The organism is Pseudomonas sediminis (genome assembly GCF_002741105.1).
Taxonomy (GTDB): domain Bacteria; phylum Pseudomonadota; class Gammaproteobacteria; order Pseudomonadales; family Pseudomonadaceae; genus Aquipseudomonas; species Aquipseudomonas sediminis.
The window spans coordinates 47,874-69,752 of sequence record NZ_NIQU01000013.1; the positions used below are offsets into that span (position 1 = coordinate 47,874).

General features: G+C 61.0%; 18 protein-coding genes. 11 read left to right on the forward strand and 7 right to left on the reverse strand.

Annotated features, from left to right (window positions below; translation table 11 throughout):
* Positions 1-96: 96 nt before the first annotated feature.
* A complete protein-coding gene (locus tag CDO35_RS22515) occupies positions 97-825 on the forward strand; it encodes a carbonic anhydrase (RefSeq protein WP_099526789.1) in 729 nt (242 codons plus the stop codon).
* A 250-nt stretch (positions 826-1,075) separates the two neighbouring features.
* Here the strand turns inward: CDO35_RS22515 and oadA are convergent, their stop codons facing one another.
* Both oadA and CDO35_RS22525 read right to left on the reverse strand, forming a co-directional pair.
* Positions 1,076-2,887, reverse strand: coding sequence for a sodium-extruding oxaloacetate decarboxylase subunit alpha (gene oadA / locus CDO35_RS22520; protein WP_099526790.1), 1,812 nt, complete (start codon positions 2,885-2,887; stop codon positions 1,076-1,078).
* A gap of 97 nt (positions 2,888-2,984) precedes the next feature.
* Positions 2,985-4,400, reverse strand: coding sequence for an acetyl-CoA carboxylase biotin carboxylase subunit (locus CDO35_RS22525; protein ID WP_099526791.1), 1,416 nt, complete (start codon positions 4,398-4,400; stop codon positions 2,985-2,987).
* Positions 4,401-4,554: 154 nt separating this feature from the next.
* Here CDO35_RS22525 and CDO35_RS22530 point away from each other — a divergent pair, with 154 nt between their 5' ends.
* A complete protein-coding gene (locus CDO35_RS22530) occupies positions 4,555-5,529 on the forward strand; it encodes a LysR family transcriptional regulator (protein WP_099526792.1) in 975 nt (324 codons plus the stop codon).
* 71 nt (positions 5,530-5,600) lie between these two features.
* The gene (locus CDO35_RS22535; protein ID WP_099526793.1) at positions 5,601-6,788 is read left to right on the forward strand and encodes an XdhC family protein; all 1,188 of its coding nucleotides are present in this window, start codon (positions 5,601-5,603) and stop codon (positions 6,786-6,788) included.
* Positions 6,789-7,071: 283 nt separating this feature from the next.
* Here CDO35_RS22535 and CDO35_RS22540 read toward each other — a convergent pair whose 3' ends face one another.
* The 5 genes from CDO35_RS22540 to hexR form a co-directional block, all read right to left on the reverse strand.
* A complete protein-coding gene (locus CDO35_RS22540; protein ID WP_099526794.1) occupies positions 7,072-9,309 on the reverse strand; it encodes a xanthine dehydrogenase family protein molybdopterin-binding subunit in 2,238 nt (745 codons plus the stop codon).
* A 13-nt stretch (positions 9,310-9,322) separates the two neighbouring features.
* Complete coding sequence (locus tag CDO35_RS22545) at positions 9,323-9,781, reverse strand: (2Fe-2S)-binding protein (RefSeq protein ID WP_099526795.1); 459 nt, start codon at positions 9,779-9,781, stop codon at positions 9,323-9,325.
* A gap of 219 nt (positions 9,782-10,000) precedes the next feature.
* Positions 10,001-10,213: a PA3496 family putative envelope integrity protein gene (locus CDO35_RS22550; RefSeq protein ID WP_099526796.1), complete on the reverse strand. Its 213-nt coding sequence runs from the start codon at positions 10,211-10,213 to the stop codon at positions 10,001-10,003.
* Positions 10,214-10,282: 69 nt separating this feature from the next.
* Positions 10,283-10,588: a YceK/YidQ family lipoprotein gene (locus tag CDO35_RS22555; RefSeq protein WP_099526797.1), complete on the reverse strand. Its 306-nt coding sequence runs from the start codon at positions 10,586-10,588 to the stop codon at positions 10,283-10,285.
* A 37-nt stretch (positions 10,589-10,625) separates the two neighbouring features.
* Positions 10,626-11,492, reverse strand: coding sequence for a transcriptional regulator HexR (gene hexR, locus CDO35_RS22560; protein ID WP_017363449.1), 867 nt, complete (start codon positions 11,490-11,492; stop codon positions 10,626-10,628).
* Between the two features lie 288 nt (positions 11,493-11,780).
* On the opposite strand from hexR, the gene zwf reads away from it, so the two are divergent.
* The 8 genes from zwf (at position 11,781) to CDO35_RS23360 (ending at position 21,376) form a co-directional block, all read left to right on the forward strand.
* Entirely contained in the window at positions 11,781-13,205 is a 1,425-nt protein-coding gene (gene zwf, locus CDO35_RS22565; RefSeq protein WP_243699130.1) for a glucose-6-phosphate dehydrogenase, read from the forward strand.
* A gap of 283 nt (positions 13,206-13,488) precedes the next feature.
* Positions 13,489-14,007, forward strand: coding sequence for an Hcp family type VI secretion system effector (locus CDO35_RS22570; protein ID WP_037001440.1), 519 nt, complete (start codon positions 13,489-13,491; stop codon positions 14,005-14,007).
* Between the two features lie 188 nt (positions 14,008-14,195).
* Complete coding sequence (locus CDO35_RS22575) at positions 14,196-16,247, forward strand: type VI secretion system Vgr family protein (protein WP_099526799.1); 2,052 nt, start codon at positions 14,196-14,198, stop codon at positions 16,245-16,247.
* Positions 16,244-16,819 (forward strand): DUF4123 domain-containing protein, encoded by a 576-nt coding sequence (locus CDO35_RS22580; RefSeq protein WP_243699127.1) that lies wholly within the window; start codon positions 16,244-16,246, stop codon positions 16,817-16,819. Before CDO35_RS22575 ends, CDO35_RS22580 begins: the two co-directional genes overlap by 4 nt.
* Positions 16,816-19,497, forward strand: a complete 2,682-nt coding sequence (locus CDO35_RS22585) for a toxin VasX (RefSeq protein ID WP_099526800.1) — start codon at positions 16,816-16,818, stop codon at positions 19,495-19,497. The genes CDO35_RS22580 and CDO35_RS22585 overlap by 4 nt, the downstream gene beginning before the upstream one ends.
* On the forward strand, positions 19,488-20,444 hold the full coding sequence (locus CDO35_RS22590) for a hypothetical protein (protein ID WP_099526801.1): 957 nt from the start codon (positions 19,488-19,490) through the stop codon (positions 20,442-20,444). Before CDO35_RS22585 ends, CDO35_RS22590 begins: the two co-directional genes overlap by 10 nt.
* A gap of 36 nt (positions 20,445-20,480) precedes the next feature.
* Entirely contained in the window at positions 20,481-20,954 is a 474-nt protein-coding gene (locus tag CDO35_RS22595; RefSeq protein WP_099526802.1) for a hypothetical protein, read from the forward strand.
* Between the two features lie 110 nt (positions 20,955-21,064).
* Positions 21,065-21,376: a TonB C-terminal domain-containing protein gene (locus tag CDO35_RS23360; RefSeq protein WP_425048551.1), complete on the forward strand. Its 312-nt coding sequence runs from the start codon at positions 21,065-21,067 to the stop codon at positions 21,374-21,376.
* Positions 21,377-21,879 lie beyond the last annotated feature (503 nt).

Sequence of the window (21,879 nt, forward strand, 5' to 3'; positions counted from 1 at the left end):
CGCCCGGCTTGCCGAAGGCGACACTTGCGTGTGACTCGCACCCCGCTGCCGCTGTCGTTTTAGCAGCGTATTTTCGATAACGAAGAGGTTCAGGGCATGCCTTACAAACACCAGGTGATTCCGCTTCAGACCCACGAGGGCAACGAGACCGCCGATCAGGCACTGCACAGCATCGTCGATGGCTTCAAGCGCTTTCGCAACGAGGTCTTCCCGCAGCAGGAAGAGCTGTTCAAGAAGCTCGCCACCGCCCAGAACCCCCGCGCCATGTTCATCACCTGCGCCGACTCGCGCGTGGTGCCGGAACTGATCACGCAAAGCTCGCCCGGCGACCTGTTCGTCAACCGCAACGTCGGTAACGTGGTGCCGGCCTATGGGCAGATGATGGGCGGCGTTTCCACCGCCATCGAATACGCGGTGATGGCCCTGGGCGTGCAGCACATCGTCGTTTGCGGCCACTCCGACTGCGGCGCGATGAAGGCCGTGCTCAACCCGGCATCGCTGGAAACCATGCCCACGGTAAAAGCCTGGTTGCGCCATGCCGAGGTCGCCCGCAGCGTGGTGGCAGAGAACTGCAACTGCAGCGACGACAAGGAAACCCTGGCAGTGCTCACCGAGGAAAACGTGGTGGCGCAGCTCAACCACCTGTGCACGCACCCATCGGTGGCAGCCAAGCTGGCGCGCGGCCAACTGTTCATCCACGGCTGGGTGTACGACATCGAAACCAGCCAGATCAAGGCCTACGATGCCGAGCTGGGCAGCTTCCTGCCGCTCGATGGCGACAAGATCCCGATGGCCACACCTCGCTCGCGCTTCCCGCAGGACTGAAACGCACCGGCCGGAGTCAAGGCTCCGGCCGGCTGAAGGGAAAAGGCCATGCCCCGCGCAAGCGGTGCTGATCGCCTGCGCTGTGCTTGCGCACCTGGGGCATGGCCAGAGAACTGCAGTAAAAAAGGAGCCTTGCGGCTCCCGGGTCTCAAACCCTGTGGCGCCTCATGCGAAGCGCCTGCGAATAAAAAAGGAGCCCGGGTTACGCCCCGTCAAACTTGCCCATCCAACAGGCCGGGCTCCATAGAGGTTAACCTTCGATTTCCACCAGTACCTCGCCCGGATTGACGCGGTCGCCCTTGGCCACGTGAACGGCCTTGACGGTGCCGGCAATCGGCGCCTGTACTTCGGTTTCCATCTTCATTGCTTCGGTGATCAGCACCGCCTGCCCCGCCTTGACCGTGTCACCTTCCTTGACCAGTACATCGACGATGTTGCCTGGCATGGTGGTGGATACATCGCCCGGTGCAGCGGCCTGCTTGCGCTTGCCACCGCTGCCTGCGACGAAATCGTTGAGCGGCTCGAACACCACCTCCTCCGGCATGCCGTCGATGGACAGGTAGAAGTGGCGCTTGCCGTCACCCTTGACGCCGACACCGGTGATGTCCACGCGGTAGCTTTCGCCATGCACGTCGACCACGAACTCGGTCGGCACACCTTCACCGCCCACCGGCGCCGCCTTGCCCTGACCATTCGGCATGGGCAGCAGCTCTTCCGGTTTGAGGGTGCCGGCCGCGCGCTCTTCGAGGAACTTGCGCCCGATATCGGGGAACATGGCGAAGGTCAGCACGTCCTCTTCGGACTTGGCCAGGCTGCCGATCTCTTCACGCAGGCGCGCCAACTCTGGCTTGAGCAGGTCGGCCGGGCGCACGTCGATCACTTCTTCGCTGCCGATGGCCTGCTTGCGCAGTTGCTCGTCGACCTTGCCCGGTGCCTTGCCGTAGCGGCCCTGCAGATACAGCTTCACTTCGTTGGTGATGGTCTTGTAGCGCTCGCCGGCCAGTACGTTGAAGAACGCCTGGGTGCCGACGATCTGCGAAGTCGGCGTTACCAGCGGCGGGAAACCGAGGTCGGCACGCACGCGCGGAATCTCTTCCAGCACTTCGTTCATGCGGTTCAGCGCACCCTGCTCCTTGAGCTGGTTGGCCAGGTTGGAAATCATCCCGCCCGGCACCTGGTTGACCTGCACGCGGGTATCCACACCGGTGAACTCGCTCTCGAACTGGTGGTACTTCTTGCGCACGGCGTGGAAGTACATGCCGATTTCCTGGATCAGCTCCAGATCCAGGCCGGTGTCGTATTCGCTGCCCTTGAGTGCGGCGACCATCGACTCGGTGCCCGGATGGCTGGTGCCCCAGGCCAGGCTGGAAATAGCGGTGTCGATATGGTCGGCACCGGCTTCGATGGCCTTGAGCTGGCACATGGCGCCGAGGCCAGCGGTGTCGTGGCTGTGGATGAACACCGGCAGATCGACTTCGCTCTTCAGCGCCTTGACCAGTTCGAAGGTGGCGTACGGCGTGAGCAGGCCGGCCATGTCCTTGATGGCGATGGAGTCGATGCCCATCGCCTGCATGGCCTTGGCCTGGCCGACGAAGGCTTCGTTGGTGTGCACCGGGCTGGTGGTGTAGGCGATGGTGCCCTGGGCATGCTTGCCGGCAGCCTTGACCGCCTCGATGGCCACACGCAGGTTACGCACGTCGTTCATAGCATCGAAGATGCGGAACACGTCAATGCCGTTGACCGCCGCCTTGGCCACGAACGCCTTGACCACGTCATCGCTGTAGTGGCGGTAGCCGAGCAGGTTCTGCCCGCGCAGGAGCATCTGCAGGCGGGTGTTGGGCAGCGCCGCCTTGAGTTGGCGCAGGCGCTCCCAGGGGTCTTCCTTGAGAAAGCGCACGCACGAGTCGAAGGTGGCGCCACCCCAGACTTCCAGCGACCAGTAGCCGACGCGATCGAGCTTGTCGCAGATCGGCAGCATGTCCTCGGTGCGCATGCGCGTGGCCAGCAGCGACTGGTGGGCATCGCGCAGGACGGTATCGGTAACGGTGATCTTCTTGCTCATCAGATTCTCCTTCAGAGCTACAGGCCTCAGGCTTCAGGCTGCAGGCAAAGCACCTTCGCGCTTGCCTGCAGCTTGGGGCCTGTAGCCCGCAGCCGCTTTATAGTCCCGCGTGGGCAGCGATGGCGGTGGCGATGGCGATGGCCAGGTGCGACGGGTTGCGCTTGATCGAGTATTGGGTCAGTTCCGGGTGGCTTTCGACGAAGCTGGTATTGAACTGGCCGCTACGGAATTCCGGGTTACGCAAAATTTCCTGGTAATAGGGCGCGGTGGTGCGCACGCCCTGCACGCGCATGTCGTCCAGTGCGCGCAGGCCACGATCCATCGCCTCTTCCCAGGTCAGCGCCCAGACGATCAGCTTCAGGCACATCGAGTCGTAATAGGGCGGAATGGTGTAACCGGTGTAGATCGCCGTGTCGGTGCGCACGCCAGGGCCGCCGGGCGCGTAGTAACGGGTGATCTTGCCGAACGAGGGCAGGAAGTTGTTCTTCGGGTCCTCGGCGTTGATACGGAACTGCAGGGCATAACCGCGATGGATGATGTCTTCCTGCTTGACCGACAGTGGCAGGCCGCTGGCGATGCGAATCTGCTCACGAACGATATCGATACCGGTGATTTCCTCGGTGATGGTGTGTTCCACCTGCACCCGGGTGTTCATCTCCATGAAGTACACCTCGCCTTCGGCAAGCAGGAACTCCACGGTGCCGGCGTTCTCGTAGCCCACGGCCTGCGCAGCGCGCACCGCCAGGTCACCGATATAGGCCCGTTGCTCGGGGGTGAGCTGCGGGCTGGGGGCGATTTCGATCAGTTTCTGGTTACGGCGCTGGATCGAGCAGTCCCGCTCGTACAGGTGCACGGTGTTGCCGAAACTGTCGGCGAGGATCTGCGCCTCGATGTGCTTGGGGTTGACGATGCATTTTTCCAGGAACACTTCGGCGCTGCCAAAGGCCTTGGTCGCTTCGGAGATCACCCGCGGGTAGGCCTGTTCCAGCTCCTCACGGCTGTTACAGCGGCGGATACCACGACCGCCACCACCGGAGGTGGCCTTGAGCATCACCGGGTAGCCAATGCGCTCGGCTTCACGCAGGGCTTCGGCCAGATCGGCGACGTTGCCTTCGGTGCCCGGGGTGCAGGGCACGCCTGCGGCCATCATGCTGCGGCGGGCTTCGGTCTTGTCACCCATGCGGCGGATAACTTCCGCGCTCGGGCCTATGAATTTGATCCCGCGTTCGGCGCAGATCTCTGCAAGTTCGGCGTTTTCAGAAAGAAAACCGTAACCAGGGTGCAGCGCATCGCAGCCGGTTTCCACGGCCAGGTTGACCAGCTTGCGCGGGTTCAGATAGCCGGCCAGCGGGTCTTCGCCAATGCTGTGCGCTTCGTCAGCACGCTTGACGTGCAATGCATGACGGTCCGCTTCGGAATAGATCGCCACCGAGCGAATGCCCATCTCGGCGCAGGCCCGCACGATGCGGACGGCAATCTCACCACGGTTGGCGATCAGTATTTTTCTTATCACGATCCAATCCTCAGCGCAGAGCTGCAAGGGCCGCTGCAACAGTTGGTTGCAAACGTGGTGAAACCCTATCCGGCTGTACGAATTAACAAAAATGAATAATTATTTGATCGCGCATAAGTAATTACTTATGCATTGACCGAACGAGGGCGAAAACGTGCGTAAAACCCTGCTGCGCATGACCTTGCGCCAGCTTCAGGTGTTTCGGGCGGTGTGCGAACACGGCTCCTACAGCCGCGCGGCCGAGGACATGTCACTGACTCAACCGGCCGTGAGCCTGCAGATTCGTCAACTGGAGGAGCTGGTCGGCCAGCCCTTGTTCGATTATGTCGGCAAGAAGCTTTACCTGACCGAGGCAGCCGAGGCACTCAAACGGGCCAGCAGCGATATCTTCGGCCGCCTGGAGAGCCTGGATATGCAGCTGTCAGACCTGCAGGGCTCACTGCAGGGGCAGCTCAATTTGTGCATCGAATCCAGCGCGAAGTACTTCATTCCCCACCTGTTCGCCGAATTTCGCCGCCAATACCCGGATGTCATTCTTAACCTGACAGTGGTCAACCACGCCCTGGTGGTGCGCCGCCTGACCCAGAGCCGCGACGACCTGATGATCATGAGCCAGGTGCCGCAGGACATGGCGCTGGACTTCATGCCCTTCCTCAACAACCCGATCATCGCCGTGGCGCCGCCCGATCACCCGCTGTGCGAGGCGGACAGCCTGCAGTTGCAGGACCTCACCATCTACCCACTGCTGATCCGCGAAAGCGGTTCGGGCACTCGCCGCGCCTGCGAGGAGTACTGCCACCAGAAACGCGCGCACTTCCCGCTTACACTGGAAATCGGCTCGCTGGAGTCGCAGCGCGAAGCGGTGCTAGCCGGCCTTGGCATTGCCCTGCTACCGCGTGATGCCGTGCGTCTGGAGTTGCAGCATGGCCTGCTGCGCGAGCTGCCGGTGGCCGAGTTGCCCTTGCAGCGCAGCTGGTGCGTGGTGAATATCCGCGGCCGCCGCCTGTCCCCAGTGGCGCAGGCCTTCGTCGACTTCATCCGCACCGAACGCGCGCGCATCGTCAAACTGGCCGAACGCTTTCAGGCCAGCAGCGCAGGATCGGGCAAGAATCTCGCAGGATCGGCCTAACCCTTCTTAACTGGCATACGGGACATTGGCAGCCTGGGATCGCTCCACCAAAACCTGCCTGGGAGAAACCTATGCTGTCGGGAATCAGCGCCCTGCTCGGCGCCATCAGCGCGCTCGAACGCGACAACGGCCAGGCCGTGCTCGCCACCGTGGTCAAGGTCGAAGGCTCGGCCTACCGCCGCCCCGGCGCGCGCATGCTGATCCCGCTCTACGGCGGCACCGTGGGCACCATCAGCGGCGGCTGCCTGGAATCGGAAGTAGCGAAGAAGGCCTGGTGGCTGACAGATAGTGGTGACGCCGTGATCCGCCGCTACAGCACGGCCACCCAGGACGACGATGACGATCAGGACGCCGCACTGACCTTCGGCCTCGGCTGCAACGGCACCGTGCACGTATTGCTCGAACGCCACAGCGCGGAAAAGCCGCTGGCGGTGCTCGAGTTGCTGCGCCAGGTGCGCGAAAGCGGCCAGGCCGGGGCGGTCGCCACGGTGATCGGCAGCTATCGCAACGCCCGTGTACGCGTGGGCGAGCGTCTGTATCTGCATCCATCACTGAGCGACGGCAGCCGCCTACTCGATTCCGCACTCGACGCCGAGGTTCGCGCCGATCTGCAACGAACTGTGACCGATGGTCGCTCCTCGCTGCGCAGCTACCGTGATGCGCGTGGCGAGATCGAGGTGTTCTGCGAGTACCTGGCACCGCAGCGACGCCTGGTGATCTTCGGCGCTGGGCATGACGCCCAGCCGCTGACGCACATGGCCAAGCTGCTGGACTGGCACGTCACCGTGGTCGATGGCCGCGCCCATTTCGCCCGCGCCGAGCGCTTCCCCGATGCCGACGCCGTGCTGCAGGTCGATGCCCGCCCACCTTACGAGCTGCACACACTCACCGACGGCGCCATGGTGGCGATCATGAGCCACAGCTACAGTCAGGATCGCCATTGGCTGGGCAGCGTATTGCAGGGCGTGCCTGCCTATATCGGCCAACTGGGGCCACGTGACCGCACCGAACGCTTGCTGGATGAGATTCGCCAACAAAGCGCGCAGTTACCAGCGCTGGATCGCCTGCACTACCCCATCGGCCTGGATATCGGTGGCGATACGCCGGAGAGCGTGGCCACGGCGATCCTCGCCGAGATGACCGCAGCCATTAACCAGCGCACAGGCGGCATGCTCAAGCATCGCCAGGCGGCGATCCATACGCCAACGCCGCTGGACTGCAGCGATATCGAGCCAGCGACCATACTGACCGCCTCCTGAGCAAAGCCCCGGATTGCATCCGGGCCACGGCCTGACAAAGATTCGTAGGGTGGGCCGGGCGGCGATCCGCTTCAGCCCACCACAGCTGGTGGGCTGAAGCCCACCCTACACAATGCATGGATGCAGGATGCCAGAGCCGAAAGGACCTCCCATACAAAGCGCCTTCTCTAACTCCATCCGATCTACCGCCCGGCGCGCCCCTTGTGGGAGGGGCTTTAGCCGCGACCGGCTGAAACAAAAACGCCCGGGCAACTGCCCGGGCGTTTGTTTACCGCGTCTTCGGTCAGGCCTTGATCTGCGCCGGGAATGGCAGCTTGCGCAGACGCACGCCAGTGGCCGCGAACAGCGCATTGGCCAGAGCTGGCGCCAGCGGCGGCACGCCCGGCTCACCGACACCGGTCGGGTTCTCCGCGGACGGCACGATATGCACCTCGACCTTGGGCATCTCGTTCATGCGCAGCACCTGGAAGTCGTGGAAGTTCGATTGCTCGACCCGCCCTTCCTTCAAGGTGATCGCGCTATGTCGGGCAGCCGCCAGGGCGAAGCCGATGCCGCCTTCCATCTGCGCCTTGATCACATCCGGGTTGATCGCGATGCCGCAGTCCACCGCGCACACCACGCGATCCAGACGGTAGCTGCCATCGGCCTTCACCGTGACCTCGGCGACCTGCGCCACGAACGAGCCGAACGATTCATGCACGGCAATGCCACGCCCGCGCTTCTCACCCTCGGCGCCCGCCGCCAGCGGTTTGTCCCAGCCGGCCTGCTTGGCGGCCAACTCCAGCACACCGCGATGACGCGGATGGCTGTCCAGGAGCGCATGGCGGAAGCTGTAAGGGTCCTGCCCAGCCGCGACAGCGGCCTCATCGATCATGGTTTCGGCGACGTAACCGGTGTGGGTATGCCCCACCGAGCGCCACCACAGCACCGGTACCTTGATATTGGTCGGCGTGCTCAGCTCCACCTGCAGGTTGGGTACGGCATAGGAGAGGTTGGAGACACCTTCGACGGAAGTGTGGTCGATCCCCTCCTTAACCAGGAACGGCTCCATTGAGGTGCCGGCAATGATCGACTGACCGACGATACGGTTGTGCCACGCCTGCAGCTTGCCGGCCTCATCCAAGCCGATGCGCACGCGGTGCAGGTACAGCGGCCGGAAATAACCGCCACGGGTATCGTCCTCACGCGTCCAGACCATCTTCACCGGTGCATCTACGCCCTTGTCACGCGCGGCCTTGGTGATCGCCACCGCCTCCAGCAGGTAGTCCGACACCGAACCGGCGCGGCGACCGAAGCTGCCGCCGGCATACAGCTGGGTCAGCGAAACCTGCTCGGGCGTCAGGCCCAGGTAGCTGCTGATGATGGCTTGGTCGACGGTCTGAAACTGCTCGCCGTTCCAGATTTCGCAGCGGTCGCTGGCAAGCTTGACCAGGCAGTTCATCGGCTCCATCGCCGCGTGCGCCAGATAAGGAAACTCGTAGTCGGCCTCGACAGTTTTCGCCGCTTGGGCCAGCACCGCATCGGTATCGCCCTTGCTCGTGGCCGGCCGACCTGGCTTGCCCGCATCCTCGCGGTATTGCGCGAGAATTTCCTCGCTGCCAAGGGTGAAGGCCTGGCTCTCATCCCAGTCGATCACCAGCGCATCGCGCCCCTGGCGCGCCGCCCAGGTGTTCTTCGCCAACACGGCGACGCCCGAACGACCATGGGGCAGGTCACGAAACTCCACCACCTCGACCACATCACGCACGGCCTTGGCCTTGCTGCTGTCGACCGAGCGCGGCACACCGCCGAAACGCGGCGGATAGGCGACCATGGCCACCAGCATGCCGGGCAGCTTGAAGTCCTGGGTGAAGATGGCGCTGCCATCGGTCTTGCCCGGGCTGTCCTTGCGGCGCAGCTCACGCTTGCCGATCAGCTTGAAGTCCTTCGGGGCCTTGAGCTGCACCTGCTCCGGCACCGGTAGCGAGGCTGCCGCCTCGACCAGCTCACCGAAGCCGGCACTGCGGCCAGAACCGGCGTGACTGACCACGCCCTTGTCGACGCTGATTTCACTTACCGGCACGCTCCAACGCTGCGCGGCCGCAGCCACCAGCATGGCCTTGGCGGTCGCACCGGCGTTGCGCATCTGCTCCCAGGAATTGGCCATGGCGGTGCTGCCGCCGGTGCCCTGCATCGGGCCGAAGGCGAGGTTGTTGTAACGCTTCACATCGGCCGGCGCGCCTTCGACGCGCACCTTGTCCCAGTCGGCATCCAGTTCTTCGGCCAATAAGGTGGCCAGACCCGTGTAGCTGCCCTGGCCCATTTCCAGGTGTTTGGCCAGGACGGTCACCGTGCCATCGAGGTCGATACGCACGAAGGCGTTCGGCTCCAGCGGGCCGCCTGCGGCCAGCGCGTCCACACCGCGCAGCAGCGGCGCGAAGAAGATGCCCAGCGCCAGGCCACCGGAGCCCTTGAGCAGAGTGCGGCGGCTAACATTGAGGATGCCGCGAGTGGCGCTATCGGGGGTTTCGATCTTGCCCATGATTCGATTCTCCTCAGGCCAGTTGGCCAGCCGCTTCGTGGATCGCAGCGCGAATCCGCACATAGGTAGCGCAACGGCAGATATTGCCGCTCATAGCCGCATCGATATCAGCATCGCTTGGCGCCTTGTTGCTACTCAGCAAGGCCGTCGCCGCCATGATCTGCCCGGACTGGCAGTAACCGCACTGCACCACGTCGAGTTGCCGCCAAGCCTGCTGGACCACCTTACCCACGGCATCTTCGCCGACCGCTTCGATGGTGTTGATGCGCTTGCCGACCACCGCCGATACCGGGGTGACGCAGGAACGCGTCGGCTGGCCTTCGACGTTAACCGTGCAGGCGCCGCACAGCGCCATGCCACAGCCGTACTTGGTGCCGGTGAGATTGGCGACGTCGCGCAATGCCCAGAGCAGCGACATATCGTCGGCCACGTCCAGCTCGTGGTCCTGGCCATTGAGATTCAGGATAATCATGGTCTGCCCACCTTGTTCTGATGGTGTCTGATGGTTCCGGCATGGCTTGCCGGTGGTCACGGTCAACCCCGCACACAGGGGGCCAGACCATCACTGTAGTGGGCACAAAAGCGCCTGTCGCCGCCAACCGCAGCGATCGGCAGAACCGGGCAATAAGTTCGTAGAATCGGGCAAGCTCGCTGCCCTGCTCGCAGGCAGGACAGCGAGAGCGAGAGCGGATCAGGCCGCGCGGCGCGACGCGCGCTCGGCCTGCTGCGAGTAGCCGGCGGACACCAGCTCGGGGAAGTCGGCAAGTTCGCGTTGCAGCTGACACTGCTCGGCATAGTGCTCGATGGCCCGGCGATAGGCCATGCGGCGCTGGTCTTGCAGTTTGCGCCGGGTCTTGGCGTCGGGTTGGTCGTGCAGGTGCGCGTCATCGAAGATACGAGGCATCTCGGTTCTCCCGGAACGAGGACTGGAGCACCCAGCTTCGCTTGGGGAGATGACGCTTTGACGGCAGCGCTATGAAGCCTCGGTGACGGCGGATATCGCAATGGTTTCAGACTTTGCCTCCGACTCATCGCGATTGAGCAGGCGCACCATGTCGACCGGTAGCAGCAGCGTATCGAGTGCAACATCCACAGGTAGAGAAACCAGAACAATCGGACAAGCCAGAAAATACCAGCACCACAGATCGCCTGTCAGCTCTAGTGCGGTGTTGGTCGCTGGATACAGATCAGAAGGCCTATCCGGCCCCAGCCTGGAAACCACGGTACTGCATCCCATAACGAGCGCGATGAGCGCAATCAGCACTCCTTGTCTCACCATGTCTTTCATCCTTGAAAGCATTCGCTAATCGCTCTATTCAGTCCTCGCTGTTACGCAGCGACTTCGGTGACAGCCGCAAGCTGCGCAGGCTGCGCTTGACGCTCTTAAGGTGGTTGACCAGGCTCGGCCCGCGCGCCATGGCCACGCCCATGGCCAGCACGTCGATCACCACCAGGTGGGCGATGCGCGAGGTCAACGGGGTGTAGATCTCGGTGTCTTCCTGCACATCGATGGCCAGGTTGACGGTCGACAGCTCCGCCAGCGGCGTCTGGCTAGGGCACAGGGTGATCAGGCTGGCACCGGATTCACGTACCAGGTTGGCACTGATCAACAAGTCCTTGGAACGACCGGACTGGGAGATGCAAACCGCCACGTCGCCCGGCTGCAGGGTCACTGCGCTCATCGCCTGCATGTGCGGGTCGGAATAGGCCGCGGCATTGAGCAGTAGGCGGAAGAACTTGTGCTGGGCATCGGCGGCCACCGCGCCGGATGCACCGAAGCCGTAGAACTCCACGCGCTGCGCGTTGGAGCAGGCGGCGATGGCGCGCTGCAGTGCCTCGGGGTCGAGCTTTTCGCGCACTTCCATCAGCGTATGCAGGGTAGTGTCGAAGATCTTCAGGCTGAAGTCGGCGACCGAGTCATCCTCGTGAATCGCGAACTGACCGAAGCTGGCCCCGGCAGCCAGACTCTGCGCCAGCTTCAGCTTGAGGTCCTGGAAGCCACTGCAACCGATGGCGCGGCAGAAGCGCACGATGGTCGGCTCGCTGATGCCGACGCTGTGCGCCAGTTCGGCCATGGAGCTGTGCATCACCGATGCAGGATCGAGCAAGACGTGATCGGCCACCTTGAGCTCGGACTTGCGCAGCAGGTGGCGCGACTGGGCGATGTGTTGCAACAGATTCACTGAGATAGGCTCTATGCAGAAAAGGGTCTACCGCGGCACTCGCTGGGTCATAGCTCGGTTATGATCGGCTGGCGGCGGTTGTAGTGACCTTGTAGTTATACTACATAGCTCGCGCTCGCGCACAGCCAAGCCACTGCCAATTCGCTGAACGAACTCTCCGGCATGCCCGCATGCCGAAGAACACAGGCATACCTGAGGACGTTTTCGCGCCCCTCTCATGCGAACGCAGGCCGCGTGCAACGGCCTGCCACAACGAGTCGGAGTCTTCCCTTGAGCATCCCCTGCGACATGCTGGTCTTCGGTGGTACGGGCGACCTGGCCCTGCACAAATTGCTGCCGGCGCTCTATCACTTGCACCGCGAAGGACGTCTGCACGCCGATGTGCGCATCCTCGCCCTGGCCCGCAGCAATCATAGCCGCGAGGCCTACCAAGCTCTGGCCGAGCGTCACTGCCGCGCCCAGGTGGCGCGCGCCGATTTCGCCAACGAAACCTGGGCCAGCTTCGCCGCGCGCCTCGACTACTTCGCCATGGATGCGGCGCAAAGCGCCGATTTCGGCCGCCTGGCCAAACGCCTGGGGCGTGATGACGAGCGTGTACGGGTCTATTACCTGGCTACCGCCCCGAGCCTGTTCGAAGCCATCGCCGCGCACCTGGCCAACGCCGGTCTGGCCGGCCCCGCAGCGCGCATAGTGCTGGAAAAGCCCATCGGCCACTCGCTGGAGTCAGCCCGTGCGATCAACGCCGCCATCGGCGCCGTGTTCGACGAGGCACGGGTGTTCCGCATCGATCACTACCTGGGCAAGGAAACCGTGCAGAACCTGATGGCACTGCGCTTCGCCAACGCCCTGTTCGAGCCGGTGTGGCGCGCCGGGCACATCGATCACGTACAGATCAGCGTGTGCGAGACCCTCGGTGTGGAGAACCGCGGCGGCTACTACGACAAAGCCGGCGCCATGCGCGACATGATCCAGAATCACCTGCTGCAACTGCTCTGCCTGGTGGCCATGGAAGCGCCGGTGCGCTTCGACGCCGACGCGGTGCGCAATGAAAAGGTGAAGATCCTCGAGGCGCTGAAACCCATCTCCGGGCTCGACGTGCAGGACAAGACCGTGCGCGGCCAGTACACCGCCGGCAAAGTCGGCGGCCACGACGTCCCCGCCTATTACTTCGAGAAGAACGTCGACAACGACAGCGATACCGAGACCTTCGCCGCCGTGCAGGTGGAGATCGACAACTGGCGCTGGGCCGGCGTGCCGTTCTACCTGCGCACCGGCAAACGCCTGGCGAAGAAGGCCTCGGAGATTCTGATTCAGTTCAAGCCGGTTCCGCATCGCCTGTTCAACGATGGCGAAGCCAACCAGTTGCTGATCCGCCTGCAGCCGGAAGAGCGCATCAGCCTGCAACTGATGGCCAAGAACCCCGGCAAGGGCATGCACCTGAAACCGGTGGAGCTGGACCTCAACCTGGCCAATGCCTTCAGCCAGCAACGTCGTTGGGATGCTTACGAGCGCCTACTGCTCGACGTGATCGAAGGCGACTCGACGCTGTTCATGCGCCGCGACGAAGTGGAGGCAGCCTGGCAATGGGTCGACCCGATCCTGCAGGGCTGGCACCAGCACTACCAGAGCCCGCGCCCCTATCCGGCCGGCAGCGATGGACCAGAGCAACTGCAACACCTGCTGGAGCGTCACGGGCGGCATTGGGCCGAATGACCAACCTGGCAGCTTCTTGCGCAGCGTGCTGTGGATAAATCTGTTCTGAAACTGGCGAAGGCCAGCGAATACAGGCTGTTCAGCAGACTGCGCAATAACCTGCACAGCATTGCGCAACTTGTTGCGCAATATAGCGTGACGAAACGCTCATCGTGACCATATACGCCCATAAAGTCACTCTAAACACATGTTTATAAAGGATTTTATTATTCTGGCATGCCACTCGCTATAGACCTGGCTCCCGGATCGATCACGATCCATGACCCAGGCAAGGAGAGCACTCATGCCAACACCCGCGTATCTGTCCCTCGAAGGCACCAAGCAAGGTCTGATCACCGCTGGCACCTTCACCGAGGACTCGGTCGGCAACATTTTCCAGGAAGGTCATGAAGACCAGATTCTGGTTCAAGCCTACAACCACCAGGTCATCATCCCGCGTGACCCGCAGTCCGGCCAACCGACCGGCCAGCGCGTGCACAAGCCGCTGATGATCACCAAGGTCTTCGACAAGTCCTCGCCGCTGATCTTCAACTCCCTGACCTCCGGTGAGCGTCTGAGCAAGTGCCGTCTGGAGTGGTACCGCACCTCCTCCACCGGCACCCAAGAGCACTACTTCACCATCGAGCTGGAAGACGCCGTGATCGTCGACGTTCAGTCGCGCATGCCGAACTGCCAGGATCCGAACATGGCTCACTTCACCCACCTGGAAGACGTCTACTTCACCTACCGCAAGATCGTCTGGACCCACGAAGTCTCCGGCACTTCCGGCTCCGACGACTGGCGTACCCCGATCGCTTCGTAAGGCGGGACCGCGTCCGCGTCACCGCAGCGGCCAGGCATCGTCCTGGCCGCTGCGTTTCGGCAAGCTGCGCATAGAACGCGCCAGCAGATCGCCGAAAACCTCGACCGTTGCCTGCACGGCGCGGCCGATTCGGTTACAACCTGGAGCGCGCCACGCGCCCATCATGGAATGATCGAGAGGAACAACGAATGTTCGCCCAGGCCAACCAGACCCATTTCAGCCTCAGCATCGACGGTATTGAACACGATCTGCAGGTGCTGGAGTTCACAGGGCGCGAGGCCATCAGCCAGCCTTACGCCGTCGATGTGGAGTTGATCAGCGAACGTCCCGACCTCGACCTGGAAAGCCTGCTGCATCAGCGCGCCTTTCTCGCCTTCGACCAGAACGGCGCCGGCATCCACGGCCTGATCCACCGCATCGCCCAGGGCGAATCCGGTAAGCGCATCACCCGCTACCGCCTGACGCTGGTGCCGCAACTGACCTACCTGACACACCGCACCAACCAGCGCATCTTCCAGCACCTGACAGTGGAGAAGATCATCAGCCAGGTGCTCGAGGAACATGGCATCCAGGCTGATGCCTATCAGTTCCAGCTCGGCTCGCTCTACCCCGAGCGCGAGTACTGCGTGCAGTACGACGAAAGCGATCTGCACTTCGTCCAGCGCCTGTGCGAGGAGGAAGGTATCCACTACCACTTCCAGCACAGCAGCGCAGGACATGTACTGACCTTCGGCGACGACCAGACCGTATTCCCGCGCCTGGCACCGCTGGCCTACCAGCAGGACACCGGCCTGGTGGCTGACGACCCGGTGATCAAGCATTTCGGCGTGCGCGTGGAAACCCGCACCAGCCAGGTGACGCGCCGCGACTACGACTTCGAGAAGCCGCGCCTGCAACTGGAAGCCAAGGCCGAGGGCGATGCCCAGCCCAAGCTGGAAGATTACGACTACCCCGGCCGCTACACCGACCGCGAGCGTGGCAAGCACCTGGCCAAGCGCGCGCTGGAACGTCACCGCCACGACTTCGAACTGGCCGAGGGCGACGGCGACTCGCCGACCCTGGTCAGCGGCCACTTCCTCGACCTGACCGAACACCCGCGCAGCGAGTGGAACCAGCTCTGGCTGCTCACCGAAGTGCAGCACGAGGGCAAGCAGCCGCAGGTGCTGGAAGAGTCGGTGACCAGCGACACCCAACCTGCCGACGGTTTTACCCAGGGTTATCGCAACCGCTTTACCGCCACGCCCTGGGATGTGCCTTATCGCCCGCCACTAAAGCACCCCAAGCCGCGCATCCTTGGCAGCCAGAGCGCCGTGGTCACCGGCCCGGCGGGCGAGGAAATCCACTGCGACCAATATGGCCGAGTGAAGGTGCAATTCTTCTGGGATCGCGAAGGCCAGGCCGACGACAAGACCAGCTGCTGGCTACGTGTCAGCTCCAGCTGGGCCGGTGATCGTTATGGCGCCATCACCATCCCGCGCATCGGCATGGAAGTGCTGATCACCTTCCTCGAAGGCGACCCCGACCAGCCACTGCTGACCGGCTGCCTCTACCACGCCGAACACGTCGTGCCCTATGACCTGCCGGCGAACAAGACCCGCAGTGTGTTCAAGACCCTGAGCAGCCCCGGTGGTGGTGGCTACAACGAACTGCGCATCGAGGATCGCAAGGGCGCCGAGCAGATCTACGTCCACGCCCAGCGTGACTGGGACGAGAACATCGAGCACGACCAGAAGATCCGCGTCGGCAACGAACGCCACGACACGGTCGAGGCCAACGCCTACAGCCACTTCAAGGCCGAAGAACACCGCACCACCCACGCCGACCGCAAGACCGAGATCAAGGCCAACGACCACCTTACCGTCGGCGACAGCCAGCACATCAAGCTCGGTAACGGCCAGTTCATCAAGGCTGGCCAGGAAATCCACCTCTCCAGCGGCCTGAGAGTCGTGCTCGAAGCCGGCAGCGAACTGACCCTCAAGGGCGGAGGCAGCTTCATCAAGCTCGACGGCGGCGGCGTGACCCTGGTGGGGCCGGCGATCAAAATCAACTCCGGCGGTGCGCCGGGCAGTGGCTCGGGGGCGGCGCCAGTGTTGCCGGGGGCGGCGAAACCGGCGGATGCGGATGTGCCGGGAATTCCACTGGAAGCCCTAGTCAAACAAAACATGCTGTTTCGCAGCACCCGAGCTGGCGTATGTGAGGTGTGCGAAGCCGCTAAGGCGTCAAAGGGAGATAAGGCATGAGCGCCCCAATGCCCAATGGAAACGGTGCCATTCTGCTAGACGGAGCTCGTTACGAGAGCGCGACGGCGTGGCTTTATCAGTGCTTTCCTAGCCATCAACCAAGACCGTTATTGCTCGGTACGGCCTATGAGCCCATAGCGGACGCTGGCCCGATTTTGCTGGATGCTCCGGTTGGCAGCATGGCCTATGACGCCTGGAGACACGGAACCGAAATCAAGGATGGTCTCTGGCTTGAAAGCGATGCTTCGATGGACGATCTGCAGCGCATACTGCAGCGCCGCCTGCGCATTTTCACCCCAGAACATCGCGAACTCTGGCTACGCCTGGGTGACGCCCGGCCTCTGTATCAGGCATGGCGGTGTGAAGGGCAATGGCCGGTGGGATTCTGGCATCGAATCTCACGCATCTGGCTTCATCACCAAGGCACAATCTTCTGTGCCTGGCAAAATGAACAGCCCGAGAAAGACGGCGCGCCAGCCGAACTAGATCTCGCCGCGCAAATGACGCTCGACTGGCAACTGCTGGAAGCACTTGCCGAACAGGACGACACGGCACAGGAGGCTCTTCTATGACTGTTCAAACTCCCTCCCCATCTAGCTTGACGGTCGCTGGATGCCCCCTACTCAGCGCTGTGCTCCCACTACGCTATGCGCTTGGCCCGACCCTGACAGTGGATACCAGCGCCTATGGCTTGCCAGCTGTACAGGGAGATTTTCCTGCAATAGGCGATTACTTCGAGCCACTCAAGGGCCGTCCGCTGAACTACACCGCCCGCCTGTTACGCGATGGCTGGCTGTACGTCTGGCAGAGCGGCCTAAAACAATTGGTCGAACACCGTGTCAGTGCGGCTGCCTTTACCCAAACAGCTCGCGGCGGCAAAGTCATCGACGGGCGTAGCCTGCCCTATATACTCCTTCCCGCAGGAACACCGGCCATGCTGGCATGGTCGCCTCGCCAGTGGAGCGATAGCCAGTTCAATTCAGCCAAGGGAAAAGAGGATGTACGTCAGCGCGTGATGCGCACCATCACCCCTGGAGCAGCACCTTTCAGCGGTCAAGCACGCACGATTCACGAACGTATCGGCGACTACATGGACGCCAACTGGTATGGCTGGAGTTGTGAACCCTCAACCAGTCATCGCCCAGCATGGCCAAAGCTGCTCGACGACATGCAGCGCTGCGAGCAACAAGCCTATGCCTTGATCGACGACCCGTGGGGCGTATTGCTGGATCTGGCCAAGCTGCTTCGCGCTCGTCAGCAGGCATTCAAGGTGACGCGTGAAATCCATGGTGAAGACTGGGCCATGGCAGGCGTACTCAAATCTTTGGCAGAAGGCGATCCGCAAATCGGCGGCCAACTGCGCGGCATCACCAATTACCGCAAGCTACAAACTACCTGGCAGCAGCAAACGCAAGAGGAGGAAGATTACAGCGCCGATGTGCGCCGCATCAGCGAGCTTTGGTCAGCTTGGTTAAATACCCTAGCTCAGCGGGGCCCTGCCAGCCTGGATACTGCCTGTGGCCATTTCGACATCACCCAACCCGATCCACGTGCGGAGTTAGAACTCCACTTTGCTGCAGCCTGTCTCGGCCCGGCGACAACCGGCCCAGGGGCCAAAGCCATAGCCAATGCTCTAACACTCCAGCAGCAAGAGGGTAAACCCTGGCTGGTTTGGGCATTACTGGGTTTGGGCAAACGCCTCGGGGTCGGTGAGCTCAATTCCTTGGTAGGGCTGGCTGACGGAGCAAGAGACAACGGTGCGAGCGCGCTGAACGAAGCCCGCAGACTAGCGCAATTGCTGAACCAGGCAGCCGATAAACTAGGTCGGCATATTCTGGGTTCTCCATTGGAAGCCCTGTTTACAGCGCTCGCGCCTATCGTGGGCTTGGGTCTGCAGAAAGCTGACGAAGGATCCAAGGCCGCCGGACGTCTCTACCTCGCCGCAGCTCTGGCGCGAAGCCAGCAGCGCCTTGCTATTGAGGCTGTCACTCAGCGGCAACTGGGTGAGTGGATGAGCGATCTGATGGGCACACGCCCTAATCTGCCAACCCGTCTAAGACCCACACAGCTAAGTGTTGCGGTCAGCGAGGCACTGCCTTTCTTCAGAATGCTGCCGGCCAGAGACTTACCACCCTTGCCAGCCCAATTAGCGGCTGACGTTAACCTTCGGGGAATGCTTGATCTTGGAAAGAGCGTTCTGGAGAAAGCTCCCATTAAATGTGTGGTGGCGCTAATTGCGGGTGTGAACTTTGTTTGGAGCGGAGGTCAGCTTGTCAAAGATAAAAACCTAAAAGCATCATTCTCGGCCGCAGCCGGCATGTCAGGTATCGCCAGTGCAATAACGGCGACCTTACAGAAAGTTGCCGAACTAGATTGGGAAGCAACAGTCAAGGCTCAAGGTGCTATGCATCTCTCCTCGCAGAAGGCTTTGGCAGATGCATTAGGAATAGGCGCAAAAGCTTCAGTTCTACAGTCGATCACTTCTGGCTTTGATGTATTGGTCTACGGAATCGAATCACTAGAAGCCTATAAAGTCGGCGATGTGGATACTGCAGCCATCAATGCAGGATTAACCTTAGCCTCTGCCGCCAACCTGCGTCTGTATGTTCAAAGTTTCCGAGCCATACGTGCCGCCCGTGCTGCCATCATAGCCGGTGAGGCTGCCGCTATAGGGCGAGGTGTCAGTGTGGCACCACACTTCGCGGCGCGTGCTCTGGGATGGACCATCTTGATAGTCGGCGGAGTAATTGCCCGTCAATATACGCAGGACACACCTCTCGAGGCTTGGGTAAAAGGCACCCGATTCGGCACGCGTCCAGCCGATTGGTCGACCAGCTACGAAAAATCGATGACCGAGTTCTACAAGGTAGTCTTCCCTATCAGCCTCGAGGCTTATCGTATCAATGAATTGAATCCATATCGTGGAATGCAAACTATTACTTATATGCTTTTGCGCTTGCCGGGTAAAAGCACACTGACTGATGACATGATCCATTTCAAAGGATACGAAACCTGGGGCAGCTTCTTTGGTCTAGGTGGTACACGCAAGGCAGTCGAGTGGACAGGGAAAGACTTCGATCACCATGGTGGTACACGGGTTAAACCCGAGCCCGGTGTTGCTGTCTACCGTCGCGTTTATCACGAAGAGAATGGTGACAAGCTCGATGCCATCCATGGCGAACTTCGCTATTCACCCATCGACGGTTTGACCCTACCGGCTATAGAAATCAAGGAACTCGCATGGCTGTAAGCGACCTGATCCAACAAGCGCGCACCCGTTTCGGGCAGGCGCCCAGTGTGCTATTGCGCGCCGACGAGCCCACTGGAGAAAAACCCCGAGAACTCTTCGTTACCGATGAACATACCGGGCATTATTTGGCCCTCAAGACCGGCGGTGATTCTGACAGAGGAATCGTAACTGGCGCTCTAGGAGGAACGGTGTCAATTGCAATGGGGCTCTTCAGCCTTTTTTTTGCAATTAAGGGTGAATGGGATGGTGTTGCAGTCACCTTACCTTTTGCCCTCATTTGTCTGCTTGCCCCTTTCTCTTGGGAGGTTAGTCGTCCGCTCCCACTGCCAATTCTCTTCAACCGCCGCACCCGAGAAGTCTATTTCGATCACAATGGCAAGCTGTACCACAGCCCCTGGGACGGTATACAGGCGCTGGCAGGCGAGTTCATTATGGTTGGTCCACATACCGGAGGTATGCGAAATGCCTCACTGGAAATCCTCGTACGCCGCCTCGGCGAGCCCGATAACGCGTTGCTGGTAAACCTTGGTCTACCGATGGGCAAAACCCTACAAATGCAAAAAGGCCTCTGGGAATGGCTACGCGCCTATATGGACAATGGTCCCTGGTTCGATGAGCACGGCCAGCGCAGCGCCTCTGACGCATACGTAAAGGAAATGCTTTCTGCCCATACCAAACCCACAGGCTTTCTTGCCTTCCGGCGGCAAAAGATTGCTGACAAAAAAGCAGCCAACGAGGGCAAGAACTACCTGGAGTGGACTGATGCGGTTCTCTATCTGGGGCACCTGCTTTTCTACCCGATGAACTGGCTGCAGGAGTTCACCTACAACATCGCCAAGCGCCGCTCCCGCAATCGCTGGCCACAGATCGTCACAGAACGCCTACAGCCAAACGGTCCAACTACGCGCCTTATCGATTTGGAGCGTGAACGTGGGCTGGACGTATAAACCCGTACATAAACTCAACAAAGTCAAGGAAAGACCATGCAACAAGCCACCTGGAACCATGCCCAATACCTCAGCGTACTGTCCTGGACAATGTTCAGTGCCGCCATCACAAGCGCACAGCTATTTCTTGTGTTTTTCCCTTTTGGCGACCTGGATGAGTACGTGCTGGGTTGGCCTCTGGGACTATCGCTGACCGCAAACGTCATTCTTGTAATTGCATCTACATTGGGCCGCCGCGACCAACACGTTCGTATCTCATTGACGGACAACGGAATCCAATATGATGACGAATCCGAGTCCTACCGCCGCAACGAACTGCTTCGTGCCAGTGACATCAAGAAGATCCGCGTTCGACGCAATCCATTCTTCAAGTCACTGACGATCGACATGAAGGGAAATAACCAGCGCTTCTTTTTGAGCAACGCATCCCTGACGGAGGCTTTTTTGGCTGAAGCGAACGCACTCATCAGCGCGGGCGCAAGCAACACGCCGCAGACCGATCCGGCATAACATCTGTGCCGCAACGACAAAATTAATAAATATGTCCCCTTTTCAGCAAGGAATCGCTTTTGAGAGTATATTTATTGGCATTAGTAAGCGCTCTATTCTCTGCTCAGACGTTGGCGCAATCTGCAGGGTCTGATAAAGCTTTAGATAATCTAAAACGTGATTACGCTAGCGCGGTGCACTCCACTGTGGCGCATAATTGGATAAAACCAGAAGGTATGGATATCTCTGCTCGCTGCTCCGTGGTTGTCACACAACTGCCAGGAGGTGATGTACTGGATGCTCATGTGCTACCTAGTTGTGAATATAACGAGGAGGAGAGGGCGTCTGTTATCAAAGCTCTGTATGACTCCAGCCCGCTCCCGTATCGCGGATATGAATATGTATTCAGCCGAGTAGTGGTACTTTCGCTCCCGGCTCAATAAGCAGCGAATACTAACCAGACTACTTTGATACAAGTTTGCTGATGGATGATTTGGGCACAGGGCGGATGACACTTTCATTTGAACGTATAAATCATGCCGCTAGTTCATGGTAATGACATGTATCGCCCTATGGCCTACCGCCCGCATCATATCCCCCAGCAGCAGCCTTCTACCATGAGCTATTAGCTTGGCAAGCCGCATGCTTTAGTGTGTCGCCTCGCAAGGCAGTGGAGTGGAAAGACTCAGATCATAACGGTCCTACCACGCGCCTTATCGGCCTGGAACGTGAGCGGGGTCTGAACGTGTAGCATCGTCAGCCTGCGCAACGCATAAGTTACGACTAGCCATAGTGGCCGATTACGACAAGGTCGTGCTCACCGAAAAGGCCGAAAAGAGGCCGACTACAGGTGCGTCGCACTTCAGTTTGGCGGCCGGCGCCCTTACCTCGATGTTCGAGCATGCACTAGCACGACCAGCAACACCAGCAACCCCACCCCCCCCGC